Annotated in this window: 23 protein-coding genes and 1 tRNA gene; 12 read left to right on the top strand and 12 right to left on the bottom strand. The window is 59.9% G+C overall.

From position 1 onward, the window contains the following. Positions 1-7: 7 nt before the first annotated feature. Entirely contained in the window at positions 8-1,027 is a 1,020-nt protein-coding gene (locus tag C4S63_RS12285) for an AraC family transcriptional regulator (RefSeq protein WP_103917720.1), read from the bottom strand. Positions 1,028-1,133: 106 nt separating this feature from the next. On the opposite strand from C4S63_RS12285, the gene C4S63_RS12280 reads away from it, so the two are divergent. Next, a complete protein-coding gene (locus tag C4S63_RS12280; RefSeq protein WP_062815656.1) occupies positions 1,134-2,669 on the top strand; it encodes an NAD(P)/FAD-dependent oxidoreductase in 1,536 nt (511 codons plus the stop codon). A gap of 81 nt (positions 2,670-2,750) precedes the next feature. On the opposite strand, the gene C4S63_RS12275 is transcribed toward C4S63_RS12280, so the two are convergent. The 5 genes from C4S63_RS12275 to C4S63_RS12255 all read right to left on the bottom strand — a co-directional run bounded on the left by C4S63_RS12275 (position 2,751) and on the right by C4S63_RS12255 (position 7,603). Beyond that, on the bottom strand, positions 2,751-3,542 hold the full coding sequence (locus tag C4S63_RS12275) for a M48 family metallopeptidase (protein ID WP_103917719.1): 792 nt from the start codon (positions 3,540-3,542) through the stop codon (positions 2,751-2,753). Positions 3,543-3,760: 218 nt separating this feature from the next. Next, a tRNA-Phe gene (locus C4S63_RS12270) sits at positions 3,761-3,836 on the bottom strand. Positions 3,837-3,889: 53 nt separating this feature from the next. Beyond that, entirely contained in the window at positions 3,890-4,174 is a 285-nt protein-coding gene (locus C4S63_RS12265) for an oxidative damage protection protein (protein ID WP_062815658.1), read from the bottom strand. A gap of 34 nt (positions 4,175-4,208) precedes the next feature. After that, positions 4,209-5,288, bottom strand: coding sequence for an A/G-specific adenine glycosylase (gene mutY, locus C4S63_RS12260; RefSeq protein ID WP_103917718.1), 1,080 nt, complete (start codon positions 5,286-5,288; stop codon positions 4,209-4,211). Between the two features lie 107 nt (positions 5,289-5,395). After that, complete coding sequence (locus C4S63_RS12255) at positions 5,396-7,603, bottom strand: AsmA family protein (RefSeq protein WP_103917717.1); 2,208 nt, start codon at positions 7,601-7,603, stop codon at positions 5,396-5,398. Between the two features lie 100 nt (positions 7,604-7,703). Here C4S63_RS12255 and C4S63_RS12250 point away from each other — a divergent pair, with 100 nt between their 5' ends. After that, complete coding sequence (locus tag C4S63_RS12250; RefSeq protein ID WP_235000008.1) at positions 7,704-9,647, top strand: sensor histidine kinase; 1,944 nt, start codon at positions 7,704-7,706, stop codon at positions 9,645-9,647. Positions 9,648-9,660: 13 nt separating this feature from the next. Here C4S63_RS12250 and C4S63_RS12245 read toward each other — a convergent pair whose 3' ends face one another. Beyond that, positions 9,661-9,978 carry an acetyl-CoA sensor PanZ family protein gene (locus tag C4S63_RS12245; RefSeq protein ID WP_063508242.1) on the bottom strand — a complete coding sequence of 106 codons (318 nt, stop codon included), beginning with the start codon at positions 9,976-9,978 and terminating at the stop codon, positions 9,661-9,663. Positions 9,979-10,058: 80 nt separating this feature from the next. On the opposite strand from C4S63_RS12245, the gene hisB reads away from it, so the two are divergent. The 5 genes from hisB (at position 10,059) to C4S63_RS12220 (ending at position 14,047) form a co-directional block, all read left to right on the top strand. Beyond that, positions 10,059-10,664: an imidazoleglycerol-phosphate dehydratase HisB gene (gene hisB / locus C4S63_RS12240; protein ID WP_062815663.1), complete on the top strand. Its 606-nt coding sequence runs from the start codon at positions 10,059-10,061 to the stop codon at positions 10,662-10,664. Between the two features lie 9 nt (positions 10,665-10,673). Further along, a complete protein-coding gene (hisH, locus tag C4S63_RS12235; protein ID WP_062815664.1) occupies positions 10,674-11,315 on the top strand; it encodes an imidazole glycerol phosphate synthase subunit HisH in 642 nt (213 codons plus the stop codon). 85 nt (positions 11,316-11,400) lie between these two features. Further along, positions 11,401-12,141 carry a 1-(5-phosphoribosyl)-5-[(5-phosphoribosylamino)methylideneamino]imidazole-4-carboxamide isomerase gene (hisA, locus tag C4S63_RS12230; RefSeq protein ID WP_063508187.1) on the top strand — a complete coding sequence of 247 codons (741 nt, stop codon included), beginning with the start codon at positions 11,401-11,403 and terminating at the stop codon, positions 12,139-12,141. 12 nt (positions 12,142-12,153) lie between these two features. Continuing rightward, positions 12,154-12,930: an imidazole glycerol phosphate synthase subunit HisF gene (gene hisF, locus C4S63_RS12225; RefSeq protein ID WP_062815666.1), complete on the top strand. Its 777-nt coding sequence runs from the start codon at positions 12,154-12,156 to the stop codon at positions 12,928-12,930. Positions 12,931-13,165: 235 nt separating this feature from the next. Next, positions 13,166-14,047: a bile acid:sodium symporter family protein gene (locus tag C4S63_RS12220; RefSeq protein WP_062815667.1), complete on the top strand. Its 882-nt coding sequence runs from the start codon at positions 13,166-13,168 to the stop codon at positions 14,045-14,047. 6 nt (positions 14,048-14,053) lie between these two features. Here the strand turns inward: C4S63_RS12220 and C4S63_RS12215 are convergent, their stop codons facing one another. Genes C4S63_RS12215 through C4S63_RS12205 form a run of 3 tightly spaced genes read right to left on the bottom strand, consistent with a single transcriptional unit; the run spans position 14,054 to position 17,320 of the window. Further along, on the bottom strand, positions 14,054-14,818 hold the full coding sequence (locus C4S63_RS12215; protein ID WP_103917715.1) for a divergent polysaccharide deacetylase family protein: 765 nt from the start codon (positions 14,816-14,818) through the stop codon (positions 14,054-14,056). Continuing rightward, the gene (locus tag C4S63_RS12210; protein ID WP_103917714.1) at positions 14,818-16,119 is read right to left on the bottom strand and encodes a S41 family peptidase; all 1,302 of its coding nucleotides are present in this window, start codon (positions 16,117-16,119) and stop codon (positions 14,818-14,820) included. Before C4S63_RS12210 ends, C4S63_RS12215 begins: the two co-directional genes overlap by 1 nt. A 40-nt stretch (positions 16,120-16,159) precedes the next feature. Next, a complete protein-coding gene (locus C4S63_RS12205) occupies positions 16,160-17,320 on the bottom strand; it encodes a murein hydrolase activator EnvC (RefSeq protein ID WP_103917713.1) in 1,161 nt (386 codons plus the stop codon). A gap of 112 nt (positions 17,321-17,432) precedes the next feature. On the opposite strand from C4S63_RS12205, the gene C4S63_RS12200 reads away from it, so the two are divergent. Genes C4S63_RS12200 through secB form a run of 3 tightly spaced genes read left to right on the top strand, consistent with a single transcriptional unit; the run spans position 17,433 to position 18,617 of the window. Next, positions 17,433-17,849 carry a rhodanese-like domain-containing protein gene (locus C4S63_RS12200; RefSeq protein ID WP_063508192.1) on the top strand — a complete coding sequence of 139 codons (417 nt, stop codon included), beginning with the start codon at positions 17,433-17,435 and terminating at the stop codon, positions 17,847-17,849. 2 nt (positions 17,850-17,851) lie between these two features. Beyond that, the gene (gene grxC, locus C4S63_RS12195) at positions 17,852-18,130 is read left to right on the top strand and encodes a glutaredoxin 3 (RefSeq protein ID WP_103917712.1); all 279 of its coding nucleotides are present in this window, start codon (positions 17,852-17,854) and stop codon (positions 18,128-18,130) included. A gap of 13 nt (positions 18,131-18,143) precedes the next feature. Then, the gene (secB, locus tag C4S63_RS12190) at positions 18,144-18,617 is read left to right on the top strand and encodes a protein-export chaperone SecB (protein WP_062815673.1); all 474 of its coding nucleotides are present in this window, start codon (positions 18,144-18,146) and stop codon (positions 18,615-18,617) included. Between the two features lie 149 nt (positions 18,618-18,766). On the opposite strand, the gene trmL is transcribed toward secB, so the two are convergent. Next, entirely contained in the window at positions 18,767-19,237 is a 471-nt protein-coding gene (trmL, locus tag C4S63_RS12185; protein WP_103917711.1) for a tRNA (uridine(34)/cytosine(34)/5-carboxymethylaminomethyluridine(34)-2'-O)-methyltransferase TrmL, read from the bottom strand. Between the two features lie 291 nt (positions 19,238-19,528). Between trmL and C4S63_RS12180 the strand changes: the two genes are divergently transcribed. Next, positions 19,529-19,855 (top strand): DUF4377 domain-containing protein, encoded by a 327-nt coding sequence (locus C4S63_RS12180; protein WP_103917710.1) that lies wholly within the window; start codon positions 19,529-19,531, stop codon positions 19,853-19,855. A gap of 19 nt (positions 19,856-19,874) precedes the next feature. Continuing rightward, the gene (locus C4S63_RS12175; RefSeq protein ID WP_063508258.1) at positions 19,875-20,195 is read left to right on the top strand and encodes a DUF2007 domain-containing protein; all 321 of its coding nucleotides are present in this window, start codon (positions 19,875-19,877) and stop codon (positions 20,193-20,195) included. 107 nt (positions 20,196-20,302) lie between these two features. On the opposite strand, the gene typA is transcribed toward C4S63_RS12175, so the two are convergent. Further along, positions 20,303-22,111 (bottom strand): translational GTPase TypA, encoded by a 1,809-nt coding sequence (gene typA, locus C4S63_RS12170; protein WP_062815677.1) that lies wholly within the window; start codon positions 22,109-22,111, stop codon positions 20,303-20,305. Positions 22,112-22,242: the final 131 nt, after the last annotated feature.

Below are 22,242 nucleotides of genomic sequence, written 5' to 3'. Positions count from 1 at the left end.
GACGCCCCTACTGCCCGTCCCTGGCTTCTTTGCGATGGCGGGCGGGCGTCTTTCCTGTCCACCGCTCAAAGGCCCGCACAAAAGCCGCCGATTCGCTGTAACCCAGCAATTCGGCGATTTCGGCCACGCTGCGTCCGGAGTCGGCCAGGTAGCGCCTGGCTTTATCGGCTTTCACTTGATCCACCAGTCCCTGAAAGGGGCGGTTCTCCTTGCTCAGCTGACCGCGAAAGGTGCGCTCGGGAATACCGAAGGCCCGGGACACCTGTTCTGCGGTGGGAAAAGTGCGAACGAACAGGTTGAGGTAGGCGGTGACCCGGTCTCCCAGATGATCGGTGGGGGTCTCCCGGCGGGCCAGCATGGCCTCGCATTGTTCCCGGTACATGTCCTGGGCCATCTTGTTGTAGCCGGGCATGCGCAAGGCCATGTCCTGGTTGCGGATTACCGCCTTGCAATAGGGTTGGTCGTAGTGCACCGGGCAGCCGAAATAATCCTCAAATATCCGGGCATGGTCCGGTCTGGGGTAGGGCATCCACACTTCCAACGGTTTCAGATGCAGGTTCAGTTGGGTCTGGATATCGTTGATCAGCTTGAAGGTGCCCACCATATCCCGGTCGATCAGGATGCGGCTCACCTCCGGGGGCAGGGGGATGGGATGCAGCTCCAGAGCGGTGGTGGTGTCACCGGGAATCAGGGCGATTTCCCCGTACAGGTAGGTCAGTGCCTGATATCTCACCCCGAACTGGAAGCCCTGAAAGGCCGTTTCGCTGGTCATTAGTAACATGGCCAGCTGCCCGTAGCCGGCAAAGCCGAAGCGGCTGCCCATTTCGAAGCCCAGCAGCGGGTCGTCCACCCGGGGCAACAATTCGGTAAAGATCAGCAGTTCCCGGTCCCGGCCGATTTCGCTGTTCGGATCCAGCTTGTTGCGGTCCAGGCCATGCTTTGCCAAAACGGGCGCACAGTCGATCCCCTTCTCGTCTTCGAGCAGGTCGATGGTGTAGATGAGGGCGAGGATCGAACGTTCAGACATGGCCGGAATTATCAATTTTTCAGTCAGGTTAACATGTATTCACTGATGATGGACAAGGCTAGAGTGTTGTCATCAAGGAGCCCATGAGCATCCCAGGAGAATACCAATGACAAGTCAGGCCAAGATCAATGTGAAAACCCGCCGCGTCAAAGTGGCCATCGTCGGTGGCGGCTTTGGTGGCATGTGCATGGCCATTAAATTGCGTGAGGCCGGCATTGATGATTTTCTGCTGCTGGAAAAAGGCAGCGGCATAGGCGGTACCTGGTACCACAACAGCTACCCCGGTGCGGCCTGCGACGTGCAGTCACACATGTATTCCTTCTCGTTTGAGGGTAACCCGGAGTGGAGCCATCGCTACAGTGGCCAGCAGGAAATTCACAATTACATCCAGGGCGTGAGCGACAAACATGCGCTGCGTCAGTACACCCGTTTCAATGCGGAAGTGACCGGAGCCCGTTTTGATGACCGGGCAGCCCTGTGGACCCTGGACCTGGCGGATGGCTCCCAGGTGATCTGTCAGCACTGGGTGCTGGCCAGTGGTCCCCTGCACGTGCCGTCGTTCCCCAATTTCAAGGGCATGGACACCTTCAAGGGCAAGATCATTCACTCGGCCCAGTGGGACCATGACTATGACATGGCCGGCAAGAAGGTGGTGTCCATTGGTACCGGGGCCAGCGCGATCCAGTATGTGCCCCACGTGGCCAAGGAGGCGGGTCATCTGACGGTGGTGCAGCGCACCCCGCCGTGGATCATTCCCCGGGACGAGCGCGCCTATTCCGGCCTGAGCAAATGGATCTTCCGTCGCTTCCCGGCCCTGCGCAAACTCCACCGCCTGCGCCTCTACCTGAGCAATGAAGCCCGGGTACTGCCGATTTTCAATCCGCGCCTGGCCAAGCTGGCCGAGCCGGCGCTGAAGGCCTTCATCCATTACCAGGTGAAGGACAAGGAGACCGCCCGCAAGCTGGTGCCGAACTACACCCTGGGCTGCAAGCGCATCCTGATTTCCAACAACTACTACCCCACCTTTAACCGCGACAACGTGGAACTGGTGACGGAAGGTGTGAAGGAAATCCGCGAGAACAGCATCGTGTTCAGTGATGGCACCGAACAGCAGGCCGACTGCATCGTGCTGGGTACCGGTTTCATCGTGGATCCGCGCATCTACATGAAGGATTTCGAGATCACCGGTCTGCCGGGCCATCGCCTGCAGGATGACTGGAAAGACGCCGCTGAGGCCTACCTGGGGACCACCGTCAGCGGTTACCCGAATATGTTCCAGCTGGTAGGGCCGAACACCGGCCTGGGTCACAACTCCATTATTTTCATGATCGAAAGCCAGGTCCGTTACATCATGGATGCCATCACCAAGCTGGATAAGCGCGGCGATGCCTGGCTGGATGTGAAGCAGGACGTGCAGGACCGTTATAACGCCAAGCTGCAGGATGAGCTGAAAGGCACTGTCTGGCAGACCGGCGGCTGCATGAGCTGGTACCAGCAGGCCGATGGCCGCAACACGGCACTGTGGCCCCATGCCACCTTCCAGTTCATGGCCCGCACCTGGACCGTGAACATGAAGGACTACGATTGGCAGCCGGCCACCGAGCAAGTGACTGCGGGCGCAGAGTCGGCCAGGGCTGTATAGCGGTCAGCGGCGATTTCGCCTTGTGAGCAAGGCCCCAACGGTGGTTTTCATGCTGTTGGAGCCTTGCTGGCAAGGCGAAGATTATTGGTTGCAGGCTGCTGGCGGGCGCTTCTGATAACGCTGAAACGCTTCGTTCATTCGCGCTTGCAGCTCCTCGATTCGCGATTCGTGGTTTGGGTGGGTGGAAAGAAACTCCAAGGGTTGCCCGCCCCCTGCAGCGGCCATATTGCGCCACAGTTGTGTGCTCTCCCGCGGATCGAAGCCGGCACTGGCCATCAGTTCCAGCCCCATCAAATCCGCCTCTTCCTCATGGGCGCGGCTGAAAGGCAGGGCAATGCCGAGATGGGCGCCCAGGCCCAGCGCCTGAATAATGCGTTCGCTGTCCGCATCCCCCTCACTGAACAGCCCCACCAGAAGCAACAGTGCCTTGATCCCCAGTTCCTGGGTGAGCCGTTCATTGCCGTGCTGGGCCAGCACATGGGCCACTTCATGGCCGATCACTGCGGCGAGCTGGGCATCATTGACCGCCACTTTCAGCAGCCCCTGGTTGACCCCGATCTTGCCGCCGGGCAGGGCGAAAGCGTTGGGAGTGGGGTCGTCGAACAGCACGATTTCCCAGGTTTCCGGCATGGGGATGCCGGGAAAGCGGTCGCCCACCACCAGCAGGATCTCCCGGGCGATACACTGCACCCGGGCATTACTGTCGGCATCCTGGCTCACGGGGATCTGCTGCTGCATCTGCAGAAAGGCCTGGCTGCCAAACTGGGCCATCATGGAGGGCGGTATCAGAGCCAGCTGATCGCGACCGGTGGGAGTCTTGTCGCAGCCGCTGAGTAGCAGCGAGGCGGTGACTATGAGAAGACGTATTAGCATGGACTATCCTGCGGTGTGTGCATTGACAGGATAAGGGGGACGCGCGGAGGGGGGTAGTCCCTTGAGTGCATGCTGGCAAGTTAATGGGGGGGGCTGGCTTCGTGCCCTCTGCGGCTTTCGCTTTGCGAGCAAAGCGCCAACGGTGGTGGTAACCGGCGGGGGAGGCGTGGCCAGACACCATAAAAAAGGCCCCGCTCTGTTGAGCGAGGCCTTTTGTATGGTGCCCGGAGGCGGAATCGAACCACCGACACGGGGATTTTCAATCCCCTGCTCTACCGACTGAGCTATCCGGGCAATCAGGGCGCGTATTAAAGCGGCTAGAGCCGGGGGCGTCAAGGGATGCGCGTTTATTTGTTCGCATCGTGAGCAGGGGGAACGTAACCCTCCGCTTTTTCATAGTTTTCGTTGTTCAGAAAACGATCACGTTGTTCATCCAGGAAGCGTTTCGCTTCCGGGTCCATCACGTTCAGGTGTTTTTCGTTGATCAGCATGGTCTGCTCATGCAGCCATTCCTGCCACGCCTGCTTCGATACGTTGTCGTAGATGTCCTGGCCCTTGGGACCGGGGAAGGGCGGGCGTGCCAGCCCTTCCTGCTCGCTCTGGTATTTTCGGCAGAAAACCGTGCGACTCATAACGTCTCCGTGATACGGCGTTTGTGTGGCGAGACTATAACATGCTGGTCTGGCGGGGTGTGTCGAGTCGGCCCAGCAGTTTTTTTACCGGGGCGGCGAGCCCCAGTTCCCCGGGGGCGGCCGGGTTCACCCAGCGGCCATTGTTGTCGCCGGTGCCGACCACCTCCACCCGGATCTCCCGGGGGGAGATATCCAGGTGGAAATGACTGAACGTATGGCGAAACTCCGTCAGGGGCTGAGGTGTACCACTGGCCCGCAAGGCCCGTTGTTTCAGGGCGTTTTCGACATCGTCGCTCTGCTCCGTCTGGGGGAAGCACCAGAGGCCGCCCCAAATGCCCTGTGACGGGCGGGGTTCCAGCCAGACCCGGCCTTCGTGGTCACGGAGAATCAGCATGATGGTGGTGCGTACCGGCAGCGCTTTTTTGGGTTTCTTGCCGGGGTAATCCTGGGGATTGCCGTTGCCATGGGCATGGCAGTGGGGCTGCAGTGGGCAGGCACCACAGTTCGGGGTGCCACGGGTGCAGACGGTGGCGCCCAGATCCATCATCGCCTGGGTGTAATCGGCCAGCCGTTCATGGGGCGTGTAGTGCTCGGCCAGCTCCCAGAGTCGGTTTTCCACCGGCTTCTTGCCGGGCCATCCCTCTACCGCGTGCAGCCTTGCGAGGACCCGTTTCACGTTGCCGTCGAGGATGGCGGCTCGAACCCCGCGGCTCTGGGCGAGAATGGCGCCGGCGGTGGAGCGGCCGATGCCGGGCAGGGCGGAGACCTCTTCAACGGTATGCGGGAAATCGCCATCATGCTCACTCACCAGCACCTGGGCGCATTTGTGCAGGTTGCGGGCGCGGGCGTAGTAGCCAAGGCCCGTCCACAGGTGGAGCACTTCGTCCTGGGCGGCACTGGCCAGGCTGTGTACATCCGGGAAGCGTTCCATGAACCGCTGGAAGAAAGGAATTACGGTGGCAACCTGGGTCTGTTGCAGCATGATTTCCGAGATCCACACCTGATAGGGCGTGCGTGGGTGTTGCCAGGGCAGGCTCTGGCGTCCGTACTGGTCGTACCAGGTCAGCACAGCGGTGCTGAAAGTGGCGGGATCGATGGGGGAAGGACAGGGCATGCCGCGAGTTGTACCCGGAAACACCGGGCAGGGCAAGCGCGTCGGTGTGTTTGCAGCGGAAGAGGCCGGAGCGTGCGAGGGTCGCTCCGGCCGGGTGCGGACGGAAATTAATTGAACAGCTTTTTCAGGCCGTCCTTGATTTGCTTGTCCACTTCTTCCTTGGCCTTTTTCTTGGCGGCATCCTTGATCACTTCCTCGGCGGTGTCGCCTTCACCCTCGATGCCCAGCTTATCCTTGATTTTCTCCTGGGCAGCCTTGGCAGCAACCTGTTTGCCGATGTCCTTGAAACCGTCTTTGTCCGGGCCACACCACTTGGCGGGGCTGCCAGCCAGGTTGCCTTCACAGCGCAAGGGCCAGGTGGTGCCTTGCAGATACTTGGATGTTCCCAGTTCCGGGGACTGCATGCCGATTTTCAGGTCAAAATCCTGGTTGAGGATATTCATCCAGCCGTTACCGGTGATTTCGCCTTTGCTCAACACCGCATCCAGACTGTCCAGGTAGGCCACGTTCTTTTCCAGACGGGCCTTGGTGGTCAGGTCCACGATCTTGGTGTCCTCAGACAGGGCGCTGGGCAGTTTGCCGGACTCCTGGTTGGGTATCAGAGCCGTCGCCAGGCCCTGGAACTGGCCCAGCATGTCGTTCACTCCGCCAACCAGCGTCTGGTAGAGGTTCAGGCCGCGCACAGTGGCGTCAGCCAGGGAGATATCGATGTTGCCTTTCGCGGAATCCATCAGGGCTTTTTCGCTGTTGCCGCTGGCGCTGTAAGTGCCGTTCATGGCGAATACGCCCTTACCGAGATCGTCTCCCAACGCCATTTGCACCAGCGGCTGGATCTGCACACTGGTAACGGTGTTGCTGGCGGTGATTTTGGGCGTATTCCCGGAGGCATCCAGTTTGCCCTTGGCGCTGAAGCTGCCGCCCAGGGTTTCGCCGCTGGCTTCGCTAAGCTGCAGCACGCCGTTGTTGGCCGTCACGGCAAACTTCATATTCTTTGCATCGATGGTGTCGTATTTAAGGCTGCCGATGCGCAATTTGCCATCCAGCACCAGCGGTCGAAGGGTGTCTACCGGTATCAATTCCGCGGTCGACAGGTTGGCGGTGCCGCCTTCCTTGCCGCCCCCTGCCGCTGCAGTGGCGGGCTCGCCGGAGGAGGGGGGCATGTAGCCGTCCAGGGTGATCTGGTCCAATGCCAGATCGAAGACAATCTTGCCGCTCTCCAGGCTGGCCAGGCCGGCGCTGCCGCTGAGGGTGCTGTCATCCAGTGTGATTTTCAGCGGATTGGCCATGATGCTACCGGGCTCACCCCCCAGAGAGGTTTCCATGGCGATGTTGCTGAGCGCCTTGCTGTCGGTGGTTTCAATGGGCGCTTCGCCGATGGCTTCCAGCACCTTGTTGGCATCAAAGGAGGCGGTGGCCAGTTTGCCGCTGAGCTGCATGTCGCCGGTGAGCGCGGTGATATCGATATTGCCGCGGGTTTCGGTGCCGGCGGCGGTGAGCAGCAGATCCTTGATGGAGACGGTGTCCTCGTTGAGATTCACGTCGAGCTTCTGCTCCAGATGAACATCCACCGGCATGGTGGTGGCGCCGGCAATGTTGGCGTCCAGTGTCATCGGGTCGAGGATGAAGTGGTTGGCGTCAAGATTGGCGTTCAGGGTGGTATCCAGATTCAGGTCCACGCGCATGTCGCTCTGGTCCTGATAACGCAGGGACATCTGAAGCGGGAAAGCCTCGTCCAGATTGACGTCCTGGGCGTTCAGGTTGAAGTGTTCCACCACGATATCGGTGCCATCGGCAGTGTTGCGATAGCGAACCTTGCCGTCGGTGATGGCCACGCTGGGGATGGTCAGGGGGATATCCAGACTGCTGCTTTCTCCTTCCGGGTCGGCGGGGGTTTCTTCCGGCGTTTCTTCCGCTGTGGTTTGCGGGCCAATCTGCTCCCAGTTGGCGCCATCAGGCCCTTCGACGAGGTTCACATCCAGGCCAGCCAGCGTGATGCCGTCCATTTCAACCTGACCGTAAAGAAGGGGAAGGACCGCAACACTGACGCTGGCCGCGTCGAGGGCCGCGAACAGTTCTTCCTCGTCAGCAATGCGCGCCTCGGTCCTGCCCAGGCTGACACCCAGGGAGGGCCAGAATTGCCAGGCAAGGTCACCCTGGATATCCAGGGTGAGGTTGGCCTGCTCCCTGGCCTGCTTTTCAATTTCCGGTTTGAACTCGTTGGGATCAATGACCTGGGTGATCACAAAAACGGCAATGGCCAATAGCAAAATGATGGCAAAAAATGTGATCAGCAAAATTTTTACGAGGCGTCCCATGGAGCTCTCCTTGCGTGTTGGCCGATGGATCGGGATTATACCAGTCGGAAATAACTGACCATAACTTAGCATTGATGGTATGTGTTTAGGGGAAGGGCCTTTGCAAAAGTTCCAAATTTCAGTGTTGACGCTCCTGTTGATGTGGTTCGGCCTGGCGACGGCCGCCCAGGACAGGACGGTGGCGCTGAGCAATGCCGGGGATAAGGTATTGCTGGGCGAACACATGCAGATACTGGAGGATCCGGAAGGCGACTGGACCCTGGATCAGGTGCGGGATCAGTTTGCCAGTCGCTTTCGTGCCAGTGAAAGCAGTGCCCTGAACTTCGGCTTTACCCGCAGCACCTTCTGGCTGCGCATTGCAGTGGATACGTCCGGTGTGGAGGGCAGTTGGTTTCTGGTGGAACGCCACCCGATCCTGGATGAGCTAACGCTTTATGCCCCTGACGACCAAGGCAATTACATTGCCCAGGCAGTGGGCGATACCCGGGGTTTTGGTCAGCGACCGATGAATCACCGGGCCTTCGTGTTTGCACTGGACACTGACGAGCCCGGTGTCAAAGAGTACTACCTGAAAGTGCGCGGCAAGGGCGCGCTGAACATGATGCCGGTGTTGTTCAGCGCCAAAGGGCTGGTGGAATTTACTTACCTTGAGCAATTGATGCAGGGCCTGTTTTACGGTTCATTGGGCATCATGCTGGTCTATAACCTGCTGCTCTACCTCTCGCTGCGTGACAATGTGCAGCTGCATTTCGTTATGTTTCTGGGCGGCGTGATTTTCTTCAATATCAATGTCAGTGGCTTCGGCTTGCAATACCTCTGGCCGGAAACGCCCGGGATTAATGAATACTTCTGGCTAAGTACCTATGTGATTGCATTGGCGCTGGCTCTGTATTCCCGACAATTCCTGCAACTGGCCCAGCGCTTCCCCCGATATGACCGCCTGCTCAAGCACTACCTGATCATGATTGGTGGGGCGTTCCTGCTGCAGTGGTTGATGGAGCCGCCCTGGACCTACCACCTCTCCACCGCGGTTGCGTTGCTGACCATTGTGCTGTTCAGCTGGTTGGGCTGGATGGTCTGGCGACAAGGGTTTCGGGTGGCACGGCTCTATGTGCTGGCATGGTCCGTATTTCTTCTGACGATATTCCTGTTCGCCATGGGGAACCTGGGGTTGATGCCCTACAGTGTGTTTGTGCCGTATCTGCCGCACTTTGGCGCTCTTTGGGTGGTGGTAATGCTGTCCCTGGCCCTGGGGGATCGCATTCGCTTTCTGGAAACCGAGCGCAAGCAACTTGCCCATGAGGCCCAGCAGAACCTGGAGCGCCACCTGGCGGATATCGAGCAGATGAACCAGGACAAGTCCATGTTCCTGCAGTACATCAGTCATGAGCTCAATACACCGATCAACTGGATTGGGGCGGCGGACTCCCTGGGCCAGGATGCCAGGGGCGACCAGGAGGTGGATGTCTGGGCCATGGTGCGCAAGGGGCAGAGGCGGCTGACAGGCATTGTCAGTACCTCGCTGCGCTATTTTGATTTGTCTGACCGGAATCAGCCGCCCCCGGTGAGTAACTGTCAGCCCATGTGGGTGCTGGATGCGATTCTGCGTGAACAGACGGCCAGGATTGAGAAAAGCGGCGTTGCCGTGCGCAACCGGGTATCACCGAACTTGCGGGTCAATGCCAGTGAGGGGGAATTGCAGGAGGTATTGTCCATTGGTCTGGATAATGCCCTGCGTTTCAGTGCCGAAGGCGACAGTGTGGATATATCCAGTGAAGTGGACGTGCCCGGTGGTTACGCGGAAATTCGCATTCAGGATGAGGGCAAGGGCGCGACCGCGGAGCAGCTTGAACATATCCTCGAGCCGTTCTTCGTCATGGGCTCGCGCCACCACGAGGAAGGGTTTGGCCTTTCCCTGGCCATGGCCAGGGTGATGATTGAGCAGGTGGACGGCCAGTTGTGGGCGGAAAGCCCCGGCCCCGGTCAGGGATTTACCCTGCATATCCGGTTGCCGCTTTCGGACATGCAGGCACCGCGGGCCTAGCCCTGACAGCCCATCAGCGTGTCGGGCCGCATTCCCTGGGCATGGCCAGAATGGCCCCCAGTTGCTGGCCGATCAGACGCAGGAAGTCCTTGCCGACGCCCCGGCCCCGGGTGGCCGGGTGTACCACCACCCAGTCCAGCTCGGGCCGGTCTTCTTCTACCAGCGCCACCGCCACGCGCTTGCCGTTGAAATGGGCGGCAAACAAGCGTTTGCCCCCGGCGGCCACCGCCGCGTCCAGTTTTTCCCGGTATTGCGGGTCATCGCGCAGTACCTGATCGAAGGTGGCGGCCTGCTCCGGCGACAGGGGGTGGGATTCGGCACTGATCGGCATGGAATTGCTCCGCTGGTTAGGCTCTGTCAGGGTGCGTATAATAACCGGCCCACTGCCCTGGGTAACCCCTGGAGATAGAGATGAGCAAGCGCAGCGCCACTGTTGAGCGCAACACCCTGGAAACCCAGATCCAGGTCTCCATCAATCTGGATGGCACCGGCCAGTGCAAACTGGATACCGGGCTGCCGTTCCTGGAGCACATGCTGGACCAGGTGGCCCGCCATGGCCTGGTGGATATCGAGATCAACGCCAAGGGCGATTTGCACATCGATGCCCACCACACGGTGGAAGACATCGGTATTACTCTGGGTCAGGCATTTACCAAAGCCATTGGCGACAAGAAAGGGGTGCGCCGTTACGGCCATGCCTATGTGCCACTGGATGAAGCCCTGTCCCGCGTGGTGCTGGACCTGTCAGGCCGTCCCGGCCTGGAGATGTTCGTGGACTTTACCCGGGGCAGCATCGGCGGCTTCGATGTGGACCTGTTCTACGAATTCTTCCAGGGGCTGGTCAACCACGCCATGATTACCCTGCACATTGATAACCTGCGCGGCAAAAACGCCCACCACCAGGCAGAGACCGTGTTCAAGGCCTTTGGCCGTGCCCTGCGCATGGCGGTGGAGCCGGACCCGCGCATGAGCGGCATTACCCCGTCCACCAAGGGCACCCTCAGCGAAAGCGAGTAACCGTAGCGTATGAGTGAAGTAGTAGCCGTCATTGATTACGGCATGGGTAATCTGCACTCCGCCGGCAAGGCGCTGGAGAAGGTTGCCAGTGGTCAGCAGATCGTGATTACCGGTGATCCGGCCCAGGTACGAGCCGCCGACCGCGTGGTGTTTCCCGGTGTGGGTGCCATCCGGGACTGTATCGCCGTGCTGCGCGAAACCGGCCTGGATCAGGCCATTCTGGATGTGATTGCTGCCGGCAAGCCGGTGCTGGGTATCTGTGTGGGCATGCAGGCCCTGATGGCGCGCAGTGAGGAAAACAACGGCGTCGAGTGCCTGGGCGTATTTGACGGCCAGGTCACTTTTTTCGGGGAGCTGCAGAGCGATACCGGTGGCCGCCTGAAGGTGCCCCACATGGGCTGGAATCAGGTGCAGCAGGGTATGGCGCATCCCATGTGGGCCGGCATTGCCGATAACACCCGTTTTTACTTCGTGCACAGCTATTGCGTTACCGGGCTGGCCGATGAGGAAGTGGCGGGCCGTTGTGAGTACGGTCTGAGTTTTGCGGCGGCGGCGACCAGAAAGAATGTTTTTGCGGTGCAGTTTCATCCGGAAAAAAGCGCCGATGCCGGCCTGACCCTGCTGGAAAATTTTCTGCGCTGGCGGCCCTGATACAGCGGCAGAACCGCTGTCAGCACAAACCACTATTTCCTGTGCTGCCCTTCTGCGAGGGCAGCCTTCGTTTTGAGACCTAGCTATGCTTTTGATTCCCGCCATTGATCTGAAAGACGGTAAATGTGTACGCCTGAAGCAGGGGCGCATGGAAGACGATACGGTGTTTTCCGATGACCCGGTGGCGGTGGCCAGCCACTGGGTGGAGCGCGGTGCCCGTCGTCTGCATCTGGTGGACCTGAACGGTGCCTTTGCCGGTGAGCCGGTGAATGGCGACATCGTCAAGGCGATTGCCAAGGCCCACCCGGATCTGCCGATCCAGATCGGTGGCGGTATTCGCAGTCCGGAAATCATCCAGGCCTATCTGGATGCCGGGGTGCAGTGGGTCATTATCGGCACCAAGGCGGTCAATGAGCCGCAGTTCGTCAAGGAAATGTGCCAGCAGTTCCCCGGCCACATCATCGTTGGTTTGGACGCCAAGGATGGCAAGGTCGCCACCGATGGCTGGGCCAATGTGACCGATGTGGATGTGATTGATCTGGCCAAACAGTTCGAGAACGATGGTGTCTCTGCCATCGTCTATACCGATATCAGCCGTGACGGCATGCTGCAGGGCGTCAATGTGGACGCCACCGTGCGCCTGGCCCAGTCCATGTCCATCCCGGTAATTGCTTCCGGCGGCATCACCAATCTGGATGACGTGCGTCATCTGTGCGCGGTGGCGGACCAGGGCATCAGTGGTGCCATCACCGGCCGCGCCATCTACGAAAACACCCTGGACTTCGGCGAAGGCCAGGCTCTGTCCGACGAACTGACCAGCGCCTGACGGGAACGCATTATGGGCTTAGCCAAACGCATTATTCCGTGTCTCGATGTGGATGCCGGTCGGGTGGTCAAGGGTGTCCAGTTTGTGGATATCCGCGACGCCGGTGACCCGGTGGAGATTGCCAAGCGCTATAACGACGCCGGCGCTGACGAGATTACCTTTCTGGATATCACCGCCAGTCACCAGGAGCGTGACACCACCCTGCACACGGTGGAGCAGATCGCCAGCCAGGTGTTTATTCCCCTCACCGTGGGCGGCGGCGTAAGGACTCTGGAAGATATCCGTAATCTGCTCAATGCCGGTGCCGACAAGGTGGGTATCAATTCGGCGGCAGTGCACAATCCGGAATTTGTCCGCGAGGCGGCGGAGCGTTTCGGGTCCCAGTGCATCGTGGTGGCCATTGATGCCAAGAAGGTCAGTGCCGAGAGCGAGACCAATCGCTGGGAAATCTTCACCCATGGTGGCCGCAAGCCCACCGGGCTGGATGCGGTGGCCTGGGCCAGGAAGATGACCGACTACGGTGCCGGCGAGATCCTGTTGACCAGCATGGACCGGGATGGCACCAAGAACGGTTTTGATATTGCCCTGACCCGCGCCATCGCCGACGCGGTGCCGGTGCCGGTGATTGCGTCCGGCGGGGTCGGCAACCTGCAGCATCTGGTAGACGGCGTGGTACAGGGCGGTGCCGATGCGGTGCTGGCGGCATCCATTTTCCACTTCGGCGAGTATTCCGTGCAGGAGGCCAAGCAGTTCATGCAGGCCGCCGGTGTGGAGATGCGCCTGGACTAGCGTCCGCGATACTTCCCCGGCGCGTGCCGCCTGGCGCGCTGGCGCTTTGCTGGCAGCGTCAATCTTTCGGTTGCCCTTACCCTTTGTCTTGCGAGCAAAGCGCCAACGGATATAGGTCGGGAAACGTCAGACCCGGGTGGCATATGCGTCAACCTAGCCGCTTTGTACTGGATGGCGGTGAAATCCTGTTCTACTCTCGAGGTTTTACCAAGAATAATACCTCGGGAGAGTGGCAATGGGTTCCAATGCGCTAATCGATGTCGGCCTGCCGGTATCGCTGTTTCTGATTATGGTGGGGATGGGGATGACCCTGACCCCCAAGGACTTCCGTGAAGTCGTCATTGCCCCCCGCGGCACCTTCTTTGGTCTGCTGGCCCAGATTCTCCTGTTACCCATCATTGCCCTGGGTGTGGCGCTGGCTTTGGACCTGTCCCCGGCACTGGCGGTGGGCCTGATCGTCATTGCTGCCTGCCCTGGTGGCACGACGTCCAACCTTTTCGTCTATCTGGGTCGCGGTGACGTGGCCCTGTCCATTGTGCTGACAGTGCTGGCCAGCCTGATTACCATTGTTACCCTGCCGGCCTTTACCGGCTGGGCACTGGAGCGCTTCCAGGATGCGGACAAGGTGCTGGAGCTGCCGGTATTGCGCACCATCATCACCCTGTTTGTGATTATCCTGCTGCCGGTGGCCATCGGCATGACCCTTCGCCATTTCCGCCAGGACTGGGCGGAAAAAGGGGAGAAGGCCGTGGGGCTGCTGGGCCTGCTGGTGTTGGTGGCAGTCATCGTGTTGCTGATGGTGGAGCTGGGTGAGGAAGCCCTGGAGCTGTTCCGCAAGGCGGGGTTGTCGGCGATGATTCTGAATGTTGCCGGCCTGCTGCTGGGTCTGGTCGGCGGGCGCCTGATCGGCCTGAGCCGGGACCAGGCCTTTACCGTGGCCATCGAGCTGGGCATCAAGAATGGCACACTCGGGTTGATGGTGACCCTGACCCTGTTGCATTCGGAAGCCATGTCGGTGCCATCGGCGGTTTACGGGGTGCTGATGTTTGTTTTCGGTTTCCTGATGATCGGTTTTGCCCGGCTTACCGGGATTGGCAAGGGTCAGGTGACCCCGTAACCGGGTTCACGATCCGGCGTGGCTACCGTCACCGGTGGTGGCGGTATCCAGAGTCGGGGTTTCCAGCAGGGATGAGACGGGCACCACCTCAATGCCGGCATCGTCCATCAATGGCAATACCTGCTGCAGATAGTGCACGGTTTCCGGATAGGGGTGGCCGATGGCAATGGCCTGGCCCCGTTCACGGGCCAGGCGGATCAGTTTGTTGAACTGGTCGTTGATCTTGACCAGATTGCGATCGTTATCCAGAAAGATGTCACGACCGGCGTTGGCCAGTCCCTGTTGCCGGGCTATCCGCTGGGCCACCGAGCGGCCACTGGTGCGGCTGTCTACAAAGAACAGCTGGTGGGCTTTCAGTTCCGCCATCAACCAGCCCATGGGCTCTGGCTGTTCGGTGAATGCACTGCCCATATGATTGTTCAGGCCCCGGGCCTGGGGGATCTGGCTGAGAGACTGACGCACCGTATCCAGCAGTTCTTGTTCGCTGATTCCCAGTCGCAGGCCGCCGCGATCCAGGCGGATGTGGTCTCCGGCGTCCATGGGCATGTGCACCAGAACTTCCTTGCCGGCCAGACTGGCGCGTTCGGCCAGCTTGCGGCCATGGGGGGAATAGGGAATTACGGCACAGGTAACCGCTGCCGGCAGGTCGGCAATGGCCTGGCCGTGGTAACGGTGATAGCCCAGGTCATCAATGATGATGGCGATGCGCGGCTTCGCCGTGGCCGTGGTGACTGCCAGCAGCAGCACCAGAGCGGTTGCGAAACGGCGCATCAGCGGCCTTCGTTGCTGCGGGCCAATACCACGCCTTTCAGCACGGACAGCGCCTGCGCCAGGGCATAATCTTCCTGGGCCAGCGACTGGCGCTTGCCATCGTTTTGGCTCTCGCCGTTTTCATTGTTCAGGTGGCGTGGCAGGTCGGCTTCCCGTACCTGCATGTCTTCACGGACTTCCAGTTTGGTGACCACATCCACGACAATATCCGGTTCAATGCCTTCGGCCTGGATGGAACGTCCATCGGGCGTGTAGTAACGGGCGGTGGTCAGCTTCAGGGCCTTGTCCTTGCTCAGCGGCAGCACGGTCTGCACCGAACCCTTGCCGAAGGTGCGATTGCCTACCACGATGGCGCGGCCCTGATCCTGCAGGGCACCGGCAACAATTTCCGAGGCGGACGCGCTGCCGCCGTTCACCAGCACCACCATGGGCATGCCATTCAGGCGATCGCCGGGTTTGGCATTGAAGTCACTTCGGCTGCTTTGCTCACGGCCCTGTGTGTAGACAATCAGGCCGCTGTCCATGAACAGGTCGGCCACTTCCACGGCGCCGCCAAGAACACCGCCGGGGTTGTTGCGCAGGTCCAGCACCAGGCCGCGCAAGGTATCTTCCTTGGCCAGCTTGTCCAGTGCCTTGCGGGCATCGTCGCCGGTGTTGTTCTGGAACTGGGAAATCCGCAAATAGCCCATTCCCGGTTCCAGCATGCGTGATTTGACGCTGTGCAGCTGGATCTTGTCGCGTGTGAGGGTGACCTGATGCGGTTTTTCGTCCCCCTCGCTAAGCACCATCAGTTCGATCTCCGAGCCGACCTCGCCGCGCATCAGCTCCACCGCTTCGCCCAGCGTCAGGCCTTTCACGAACGTCTCGTCGATTTTCAGGATCAGGTCGCCGGCCTGGATGCCGGCCTTGCTGGCCGGGGAGCCGTCCACCGGGGTGACGACCTTGACGAAGCCGTCTTCCATGGTGACTTCGATACCCAGGCCGCCGAACTCGCCGGTGGTGGTGACCTGCAGATCGTCGAACTGATCCGGGGTCAGGTAGCTGGAGTGGGGGTCCAGTTCATAGAGCATGCCGCGAATCGCTGACTCCAGCAGTTCCCGGTCATCCACTTCATCAATGTAGGCGCCACGAATACGCTCCATCACTTCGGCAAAGGCACGCAGTTCATCCACCGGTACACCTTGCTGACGGGCCTGTTGATCCAGCGCCGGGTCTTCAGCATGAAGCACGGCAAGGGGGGCGGCGGACAATAATGCTGTCACCATGGCGGTGCGCAGAAAAGAGAAGGTCGGCGTTGGCATTCAGAATCCCCGGCAGGCACGCGGTCTCAGTGGGCGTGCTTTAATCGTTTGTGTTGTGGGCCAGTGGCGGCAGTGTAACACGGCGATTACACCAGCGTGTGGGGTTCACCGCCTTGCCCCGATGGCGTATCTCGAAGTACAGACCGCTGGCGCGGTTGCCGCCGGAATTGCCGGCCAGAGCCAGGCTGTCCCCGGCGGATACCCATTCGCCCACTTCCCGCAGCAGGCTCTGGTTATAGCCGTACAGCGTCAGGTAACCATTGCCATGATCGACAATGGTGAGCAGGCCGTAGCCGCGCAACCAGTCAGCGAACACGACCCGCCCGGCGTAGACCGCCCGTACCGGTGTGCCAGCAGGGGCATTGAGGATCACGCCCTGCCAGCGCAGGGCGCCTTCGCGGGCACTGTTATAGCGGGTGCCGATGCTCCCCTGTACCGGCCATGGGAGCTTGCCGGCCAACTTGCCGAAGGGTTTGCCGCCCAGGTCCGCGGGGATGTCGTCCAGACTGCGCTGCATGTCTGAAAGCAGTTTTTCCAGCTGTTGCTGGTCCCGCTTGAGTTGGCTGAGGCTTGTGCTGCGGTCGTCCAGTGAGCGGTTCAGGCTGGCCAGGGTCTGCTGACGGTTTTTCTGGGCTTCTTGCAACTTGTTCGCGTGCTGTTGCATTTCGCTTCGTTTGTCGAGCATTGTCTGGCGGGCCTGTTCCACGCGCAGACTGACCGCCATCAGCTCATCCAGTTCTCCATTAACCTGCTGCAAGCGCTGGCTGCGGGCACGCTGGTAGTATTCCTGGTAGCGCAGCAGGCGGGCAATCTGGTCCGGTTGCTCCTGGTTGAGGAGCAGTTTGATGCGTTCCTGGCGACCGGCCTGGTAGCTGGCACGAACGGTTTTGGCCAGCCAGCGGAGCTGGGTCTGTTTTTCCCGGGCCAGCTGAGCCTGTTCCTGTTCCAGTTCTGCCAACCGCTGGCGGGCCTTGTCGGCCTGTTGTTCCAGACTGCGTTGTTCCCGGGACAGACGACTGATGCGCAGCTCTGCCTCACGCAGATCAGCCTGAACCGAATCCCGCTCGCGAAGTTCCCGGTTCTGGGCAGCACTGAGTTCGCTGATGCGTTCCTTGAGCTGCTTCAGTTGGGCTTTTGACGGTGCACTCTCGCCCCAGGCCAGGGCGGGTAGAAGGAGTAACAGCAGTAATCCGGGGCGCATGGTTTTACCTTACCCCCTTGCGGGTGTGTATACTTGGCGCCGATTTTCCGTCGGCGTGGGGCTGTCCAATTTTCTGCACAGCCTCGCCCATTGCCACTGATTCGGGGTTCCAATGAGCCAATTGCTTGAATTTGCCAGTAACCATTACCTTCTGGTGTCCGCCTTCTTTCTGCTGTGGGCCGTTTTCTTTGTGCTTGAGTCCCGCCGTGGCGGCAAGGCTCTGAGTCCTCAGCTGGCCACCAATCTGGTGAACCAGAAGGATGCGGTGATAGTCGACCTGCGCGACAGCGATGAGTTTCGTGCGGGTCATATCGCCGGCAGCATCAATATTCCTGCCAGCCAGGCCCTTGAGCGTATTGCAGAACTGGAAAAATACAAGGACAAACCCATTATTCTGACTTGTGATATGGGTGCCAAGGCCTCACATCTGGGTCGTCAGCTGCGCGGCAAGGGCTTTGTGGAGCTCTATCGTATCCAGGGCGGGCTCAATGCCTGGCGTGGTGCCAGCCTGCCCGTGGTGAAGGGGTAGGCATGGCTAAGGTCGAGCTTTATACCACAGGTTGGTGCCCGTTCTGCATTCGTGCCAAGCAGTTGCTTAACAGCAAGAATGTGTCGTACCAGGAAACGGATGTGGACCGTCAGCCGGACCAGCGCGCAGTCATGATGCAGCGCGGTGGGGGGCGCACGGTGCCACAGATCTTTATTGATGATCGCCCCATCGGCGGTTGTGATGAACTTTACGCTCTGGAGCGCGCAGGGGAGCTGGATACGCTGCTCGGTGCCAATTCGGGGGAGTCGGGAACACGGTAACAGGAGAAAAAAGATGGCCGAACAACAACAGGTTTTCCAGCTGCAGCGCATTTATCTGAAAGACGCGTCGTTTGAGTGCCCGGGCGCCCCGCAGGTGTTTCTGGAAGAGTGGAAACCCAAGGTCAACGTACAGCTGAACAACGGTGCCCGCCGCATTGGTGAGACCGATGAATTCGAAGTGGAGTTGACCGTTACCGTCACCGCCAAGGATGAGAAGGAAGAAAAAACCTTCTATCTGGCAGAAGTGAAGCAGGCCGGTATCTTCACCGTAAAGGGTGTGGAAGGCGAAGAACGGGCCCAGCTGCTGGGTGCCTACTGTCCGAACCTGTTGTTCCCTTACGTACGCGAAGTGGTCTCGGATCTGGTCGCCAAGGGCTCCTTCCCGCAGATGGTGCTGCAGCCCATTAACTTCGATGCCCTGTACCAGCAGCAACGCCAACAGCAGGCAAAAGCGCAGGCGGAAGCTGAGGGTGAGACGGTGCAGTAAAAGTTGACAGTTGATAGTGGGCAGTTGACAGCTACGCGAGCAACGTAGCCGTTACTCAAAACAAGGAGGCCGCGTCCATGGTTTGGGCGCGGCCTCTTGTGCTTCGGGCTAGTATAGAGCGGGATCGCGCCGTTATTAATTATTAACTATTAATTATTCACTGCCCCTAGGTAGTCCAACTGCCGCCACGCCTCATACAACGTTATCGCCACCGCATTGGCCAGATTGAGACTGCGGCTGTTGGCCACCATGGGCAGTCGCAGTTTTTGTGTGGGTGGCAGGCTGTTGAGAATGTCGGTGGGCAGGCCGCGGGTTTCGGGGCCGAACAGCAGCACGTCTTCGTCCGCAAAAATGGCATCACTGTGTGGCTGGCTGGCCCGGGTAGTGAGGGCAAACAGGCGTCGGCCGGCCATGGCTTGCAGAAAAGCCTTAAAATCCGCGTGCACAGTGAGATGGGCCAGTTCGTCGTAGTCCAGGCCAGCCCGGCGCAGCTTCTTTTCTTCCAGGGAAAAACCCAGTGGTTCGATCAGGTGCAGATGCGCCCCGGTGTTGGCGGCCAGGCGGATGATATTGCCAGTATTGGGCGGGATTTCCGGTTCGAACAGTGCGATATGGAGCATGGGTACCTGTTTCAAGTGTGTACGCAGTGGCGCCGGAGGACGTTTTTCGCCGGGGCGTGATTGCGATTGAGCCGTGCGGGCATCTTACATTATCAGCAGAGCCTTGCGGGCTGGCGGCCGTTTTCCCCTGGGGGACGGTGAGCCAGGTCCTGACATCTCGTTACGGTATGGCGACATTTACAGTTGCTGACTGGGTGTATACAGGCTGCAAAAAGGTTCTTTCTTTTGCCTTGGCGTGCGGCTCATGGTACTGCTTAACGCCTGATAAGCGAAAAGAACAAGGCTGGTACCATGATACTGAAACACATGCTGTTTGCGGTGCTGTTTTTACTGGTGGCTTGTGGTGAAAAGGAAGACAAGGCCGGTGAAATCCTGCATGTCGCTCCTTATACCTCGGCCTGTATCGGCGCGGGGCCCATGGACTGCCTGCGGGTGCGCAGTGATGGCGAGACCAACTTTCAGCTTTTCTATAATCATATCGAAGGGTTTGAGTTCGAGCCCGGGCACAATTACACGTTGCGCGTGCGGATAGAAGATGTGGCGTCACCGCCAGCGGATGCCAGCAGTTTGCGTTATACCCTGTTGGAGGTGGTGAAGAAGGAGGCGGTCAACCCTTGATGCAAGGCTGGAGGGTGTCGTGAAGTGTGTGTTTCGGGCCCGCGATGCCATTGAGGCGCATATGCTGGCGGACCTGCTGGATCAGGTCGGCATCATGGCACAGGTGCAGGGCGACATGTTGCAGGGGGCTGTCGGCGAATTGCCTGCGGCAGGGCTGGCATCGGTGTGGGTTGCCGAAAGTGATGAAGCGCGGGCCCGTGAAGTGATCACGGATTTCGAGGCCAGTCAGCCGGCGGACTCCCCGGAGACCCATCGCCCACAGGCGCAGGCTTCTTTTACGCGGGGTCTGTTGCTGGGGATGATTCTTGGTGCGGTGATGATGCTGGTATTGCTGCGTTAAAAGAAATCGATACAAAAAAGCCGGGCAATGCCCGGCTTTTTTTATGCAACCTTGGCGCTGGGCAAGCAATGCGACTGTGCGTATTGCTTGCTCTGGCCAGTGTTGGGTTAGCGCCCTGCGCGCTTGCGCTCGGTTTCGGTGAGCAGCTTCTTGCGGATGCGCAGGCAGTTCGGGGTGACTTCCACCAGCTCGTCATCTTCGATGAAGTCCAGGGCCTGCTCCAGGCTGAAACGGATCGGCGGGGTCAGGACGATGTTTTCATCGGTGCCGGAAGCACGCATGTTGGTCAGCTGCTTGCCCTTGGTGGGGTTGACCACCAGGTCGTTGCCGCGGCTGTGAATGCCGATGATCTGGCCTTCGTACACATCCACGTTCGGGTCGATCAGCATGCGACCACGCTCCTGCAGGTTGAACAGGGCGAAGCCCAGCACCTTGCCTTTCACCATGGACACCAGCACACCGTTGATGCGCTTGGCCATGTCTCCGGCCTTGAATTCACCGTAATGGCTGAAGGTGCTGTTGAGGATGCCGGTGCCGGACGTGAGAGTCAGGAACTGACTGCGGAAGCCGATCAGGCCGCGGCTTGGCACCAGGAATTCCAGGCGAACGCGACCCTTGCCGTCCGGTTCCATGTTGGTCATTTCTGCGCGGCGCAGACCCAGATGCTCCATGATGGCGCCCTGGTGTTGCTCTTCCACATCCGCAATCACGGTTTCGTAGGGTTCCTGCTTGACGCCATCCACTTCACGGATGATGACCTGGGGACGCCCCACAGCCAGCTCGAAACCTTCCCGGCGCATGTTTTCGATCAGCACCGACAGGTGCAGTTCGCCACGGCCGGAAACGCGGAACTGGTCGGCGCTGCCGGTTTCTTCCACGCGCAGGGCCACGTTGTGCTTGAGCTCGGCTTCCAGGCGCTCGCGGATCTGGCGGCTGGTGACGAACTTGCCGTCCTGGCCGGCAAACGGCGAGGTGTTCACGTGGAAGAACATGCTCACGGTGGGCTCGTCCACGCTGAGTGGCGGCAGGGCTTCCACGCTGGCCGGGTCACACAGGGTGTCGGAAATGTTCAGCGGGTCCAGACCGGTGATGCAGACGATTTCGCCAGCGGAGGCCGTGGGGGCGTCGACCCGCTCGAGGCCGTGGTAGCCCATGATGGTGAGGATCTTGCCGCTACGGACCTTGCCGTCAGCGCCGATGACTTTGACCGGGCTGTTGGCCTTGATCTTGCCGCGCTTGACCCGGCCGATGCCGATGATGCCCAGGTAGCTGTTGTAGTCCAGGGAAGAGATCTGCATCTGGAAGGGGCCGTCCGCGTCCACGTTCGGGTAGTCCACCTTGTCGACAATGGTCTGCAGCAGCGGGGTCATGTCGTCGGCCATGTTGTCCGCTTCCAGGCCGGCGATGCCGTTCAGGGCGGAGGCGTAGATCACCGGGAAGTCCAGCTGCTCGTCAGTGGCGCCCAGGTTATCGAACAGGTCGAACACCTGATCCATGACCCAGTCCGGACGTGCGCCGGGACGGTCGATCTTGTTGATGACCACGATGGGCTTTAGGCCGGCGGCAAAGGCTTTCTGGGTGACGAAACGGGTTTGCGGCATGGGGCCATCCACCGCGTCTACCAGCAGCAGTACGCAATCCACCATGGACATGACCCGCTCCACCTCGCCACCGAAGTCGGCGTGGCCGGGGGTGTCGACGATGTTGATGCGGTATTCATTCCACTGGATGGCAGTGTTCTTGGAGAGGATGGTGATGCCACGTTCCTTCTCCAGATCGTTGGAGTCCATTACCCGCTCAATATCGCCAGCGCGATCTCCCAGGGTGCCGGATTGTTGCAACAGCTTGTCCACCAGGGTGGTCTTGCCGTGGTCAACGTGGGCGATGATGGCGATATTGCGCAGACGTTCAATCACAGATGTAGCTCCGTTAAGAAATGGGCGAAATGCGCCAGGGGCCTTGTTCCGACATGGACGTGGCCCCGCCTGGTGGCCCTGAAAAAAGGCGCTTGCATCTCGCGGGGGCGCGCATTATACCAGCGCTGCGC

The organism is Alcanivorax sp. DSM 26293 (genome assembly GCF_900107995.1).
In the GTDB taxonomy this organism is placed as follows: Bacteria; Pseudomonadota; Gammaproteobacteria; order Pseudomonadales; family Alcanivoracaceae; genus Alcanivorax.
Note: the sequence above shows the minus strand (reverse complement) of the source record. Positions and strands in the feature narration are given on the sequence as shown.

Coding starts and splice junctions, on each gene's coding strand:
- hisA (WP_063508187.1), top strand. CDS start 11,401: ATGCTTTTGATTCCCGCCATTGATCTGAAAGACGGTAAATGTGTACGC.
- C4S63_RS12180 (WP_103917710.1), top strand. CDS start 19,529: ATGATACTGAAACACATGCTGTTTGCGGTGCTGTTTTTACTGGTGGCT.
- C4S63_RS12200 (WP_063508192.1), top strand. CDS start 17,433: ATGAGCCAATTGCTTGAATTTGCCAGTAACCATTACCTTCTGGTGTCC.
- C4S63_RS12280 (WP_062815656.1), top strand. CDS start 1,134: ATGACAAGTCAGGCCAAGATCAATGTGAAAACCCGCCGCGTCAAAGTG.
- C4S63_RS12205 (WP_103917713.1), bottom strand. CDS start 17,320: ATGCGCCCCGGATTACTGCTGTTACTCCTTCTACCCGCCCTGGCCTGG.
- hisB (WP_062815663.1), top strand. CDS start 10,059: ATGAGCAAGCGCAGCGCCACTGTTGAGCGCAACACCCTGGAAACCCAG.
- trmL (WP_103917711.1), bottom strand. CDS start 19,237: ATGCTCCATATCGCACTGTTCGAACCGGAAATCCCGCCCAATACTGGC.
- mutY (WP_103917718.1), bottom strand. CDS start 5,288: ATGCCCTGTCCTTCCCCCATCGATCCCGCCACTTTCAGCACCGCTGTG.
- C4S63_RS12245 (WP_063508242.1), bottom strand. CDS start 9,978: ATGCCGATCAGTGCCGAATCCCACCCCCTGTCGCCGGAGCAGGCCGCC.
- C4S63_RS12255 (WP_103917717.1), bottom strand. CDS start 7,603: ATGGGACGCCTCGTAAAAATTTTGCTGATCACATTTTTTGCCATCATT.
- hisH (WP_062815664.1), top strand. CDS start 10,674: ATGAGTGAAGTAGTAGCCGTCATTGATTACGGCATGGGTAATCTGCAC.
- C4S63_RS12285 (WP_103917720.1), bottom strand. CDS start 1,027: ATGTCTGAACGTTCGATCCTCGCCCTCATCTACACCATCGACCTGCTC.
- C4S63_RS12215 (WP_103917715.1), bottom strand. CDS start 14,818: ATGCGCCGTTTCGCAACCGCTCTGGTGCTGCTGCTGGCAGTCACCACG.
- hisF (WP_062815666.1), top strand. CDS start 12,154: ATGGGCTTAGCCAAACGCATTATTCCGTGTCTCGATGTGGATGCCGGT.
- C4S63_RS12265 (WP_062815658.1), bottom strand. CDS start 4,174: ATGAGTCGCACGGTTTTCTGCCGAAAATACCAGAGCGAGCAGGAAGGG.
- grxC (WP_103917712.1), top strand. CDS start 17,852: ATGGCTAAGGTCGAGCTTTATACCACAGGTTGGTGCCCGTTCTGCATT.
- C4S63_RS12210 (WP_103917714.1), bottom strand. CDS start 16,119: ATGCCAACGCCGACCTTCTCTTTTCTGCGCACCGCCATGGTGACAGCA.
- secB (WP_062815673.1), top strand. CDS start 18,144: ATGGCCGAACAACAACAGGTTTTCCAGCTGCAGCGCATTTATCTGAAA.
- C4S63_RS12275 (WP_103917719.1), bottom strand. CDS start 3,542: ATGCTAATACGTCTTCTCATAGTCACCGCCTCGCTGCTACTCAGCGGC.
- C4S63_RS12220 (WP_062815667.1), top strand. CDS start 13,166: ATGGGTTCCAATGCGCTAATCGATGTCGGCCTGCCGGTATCGCTGTTT.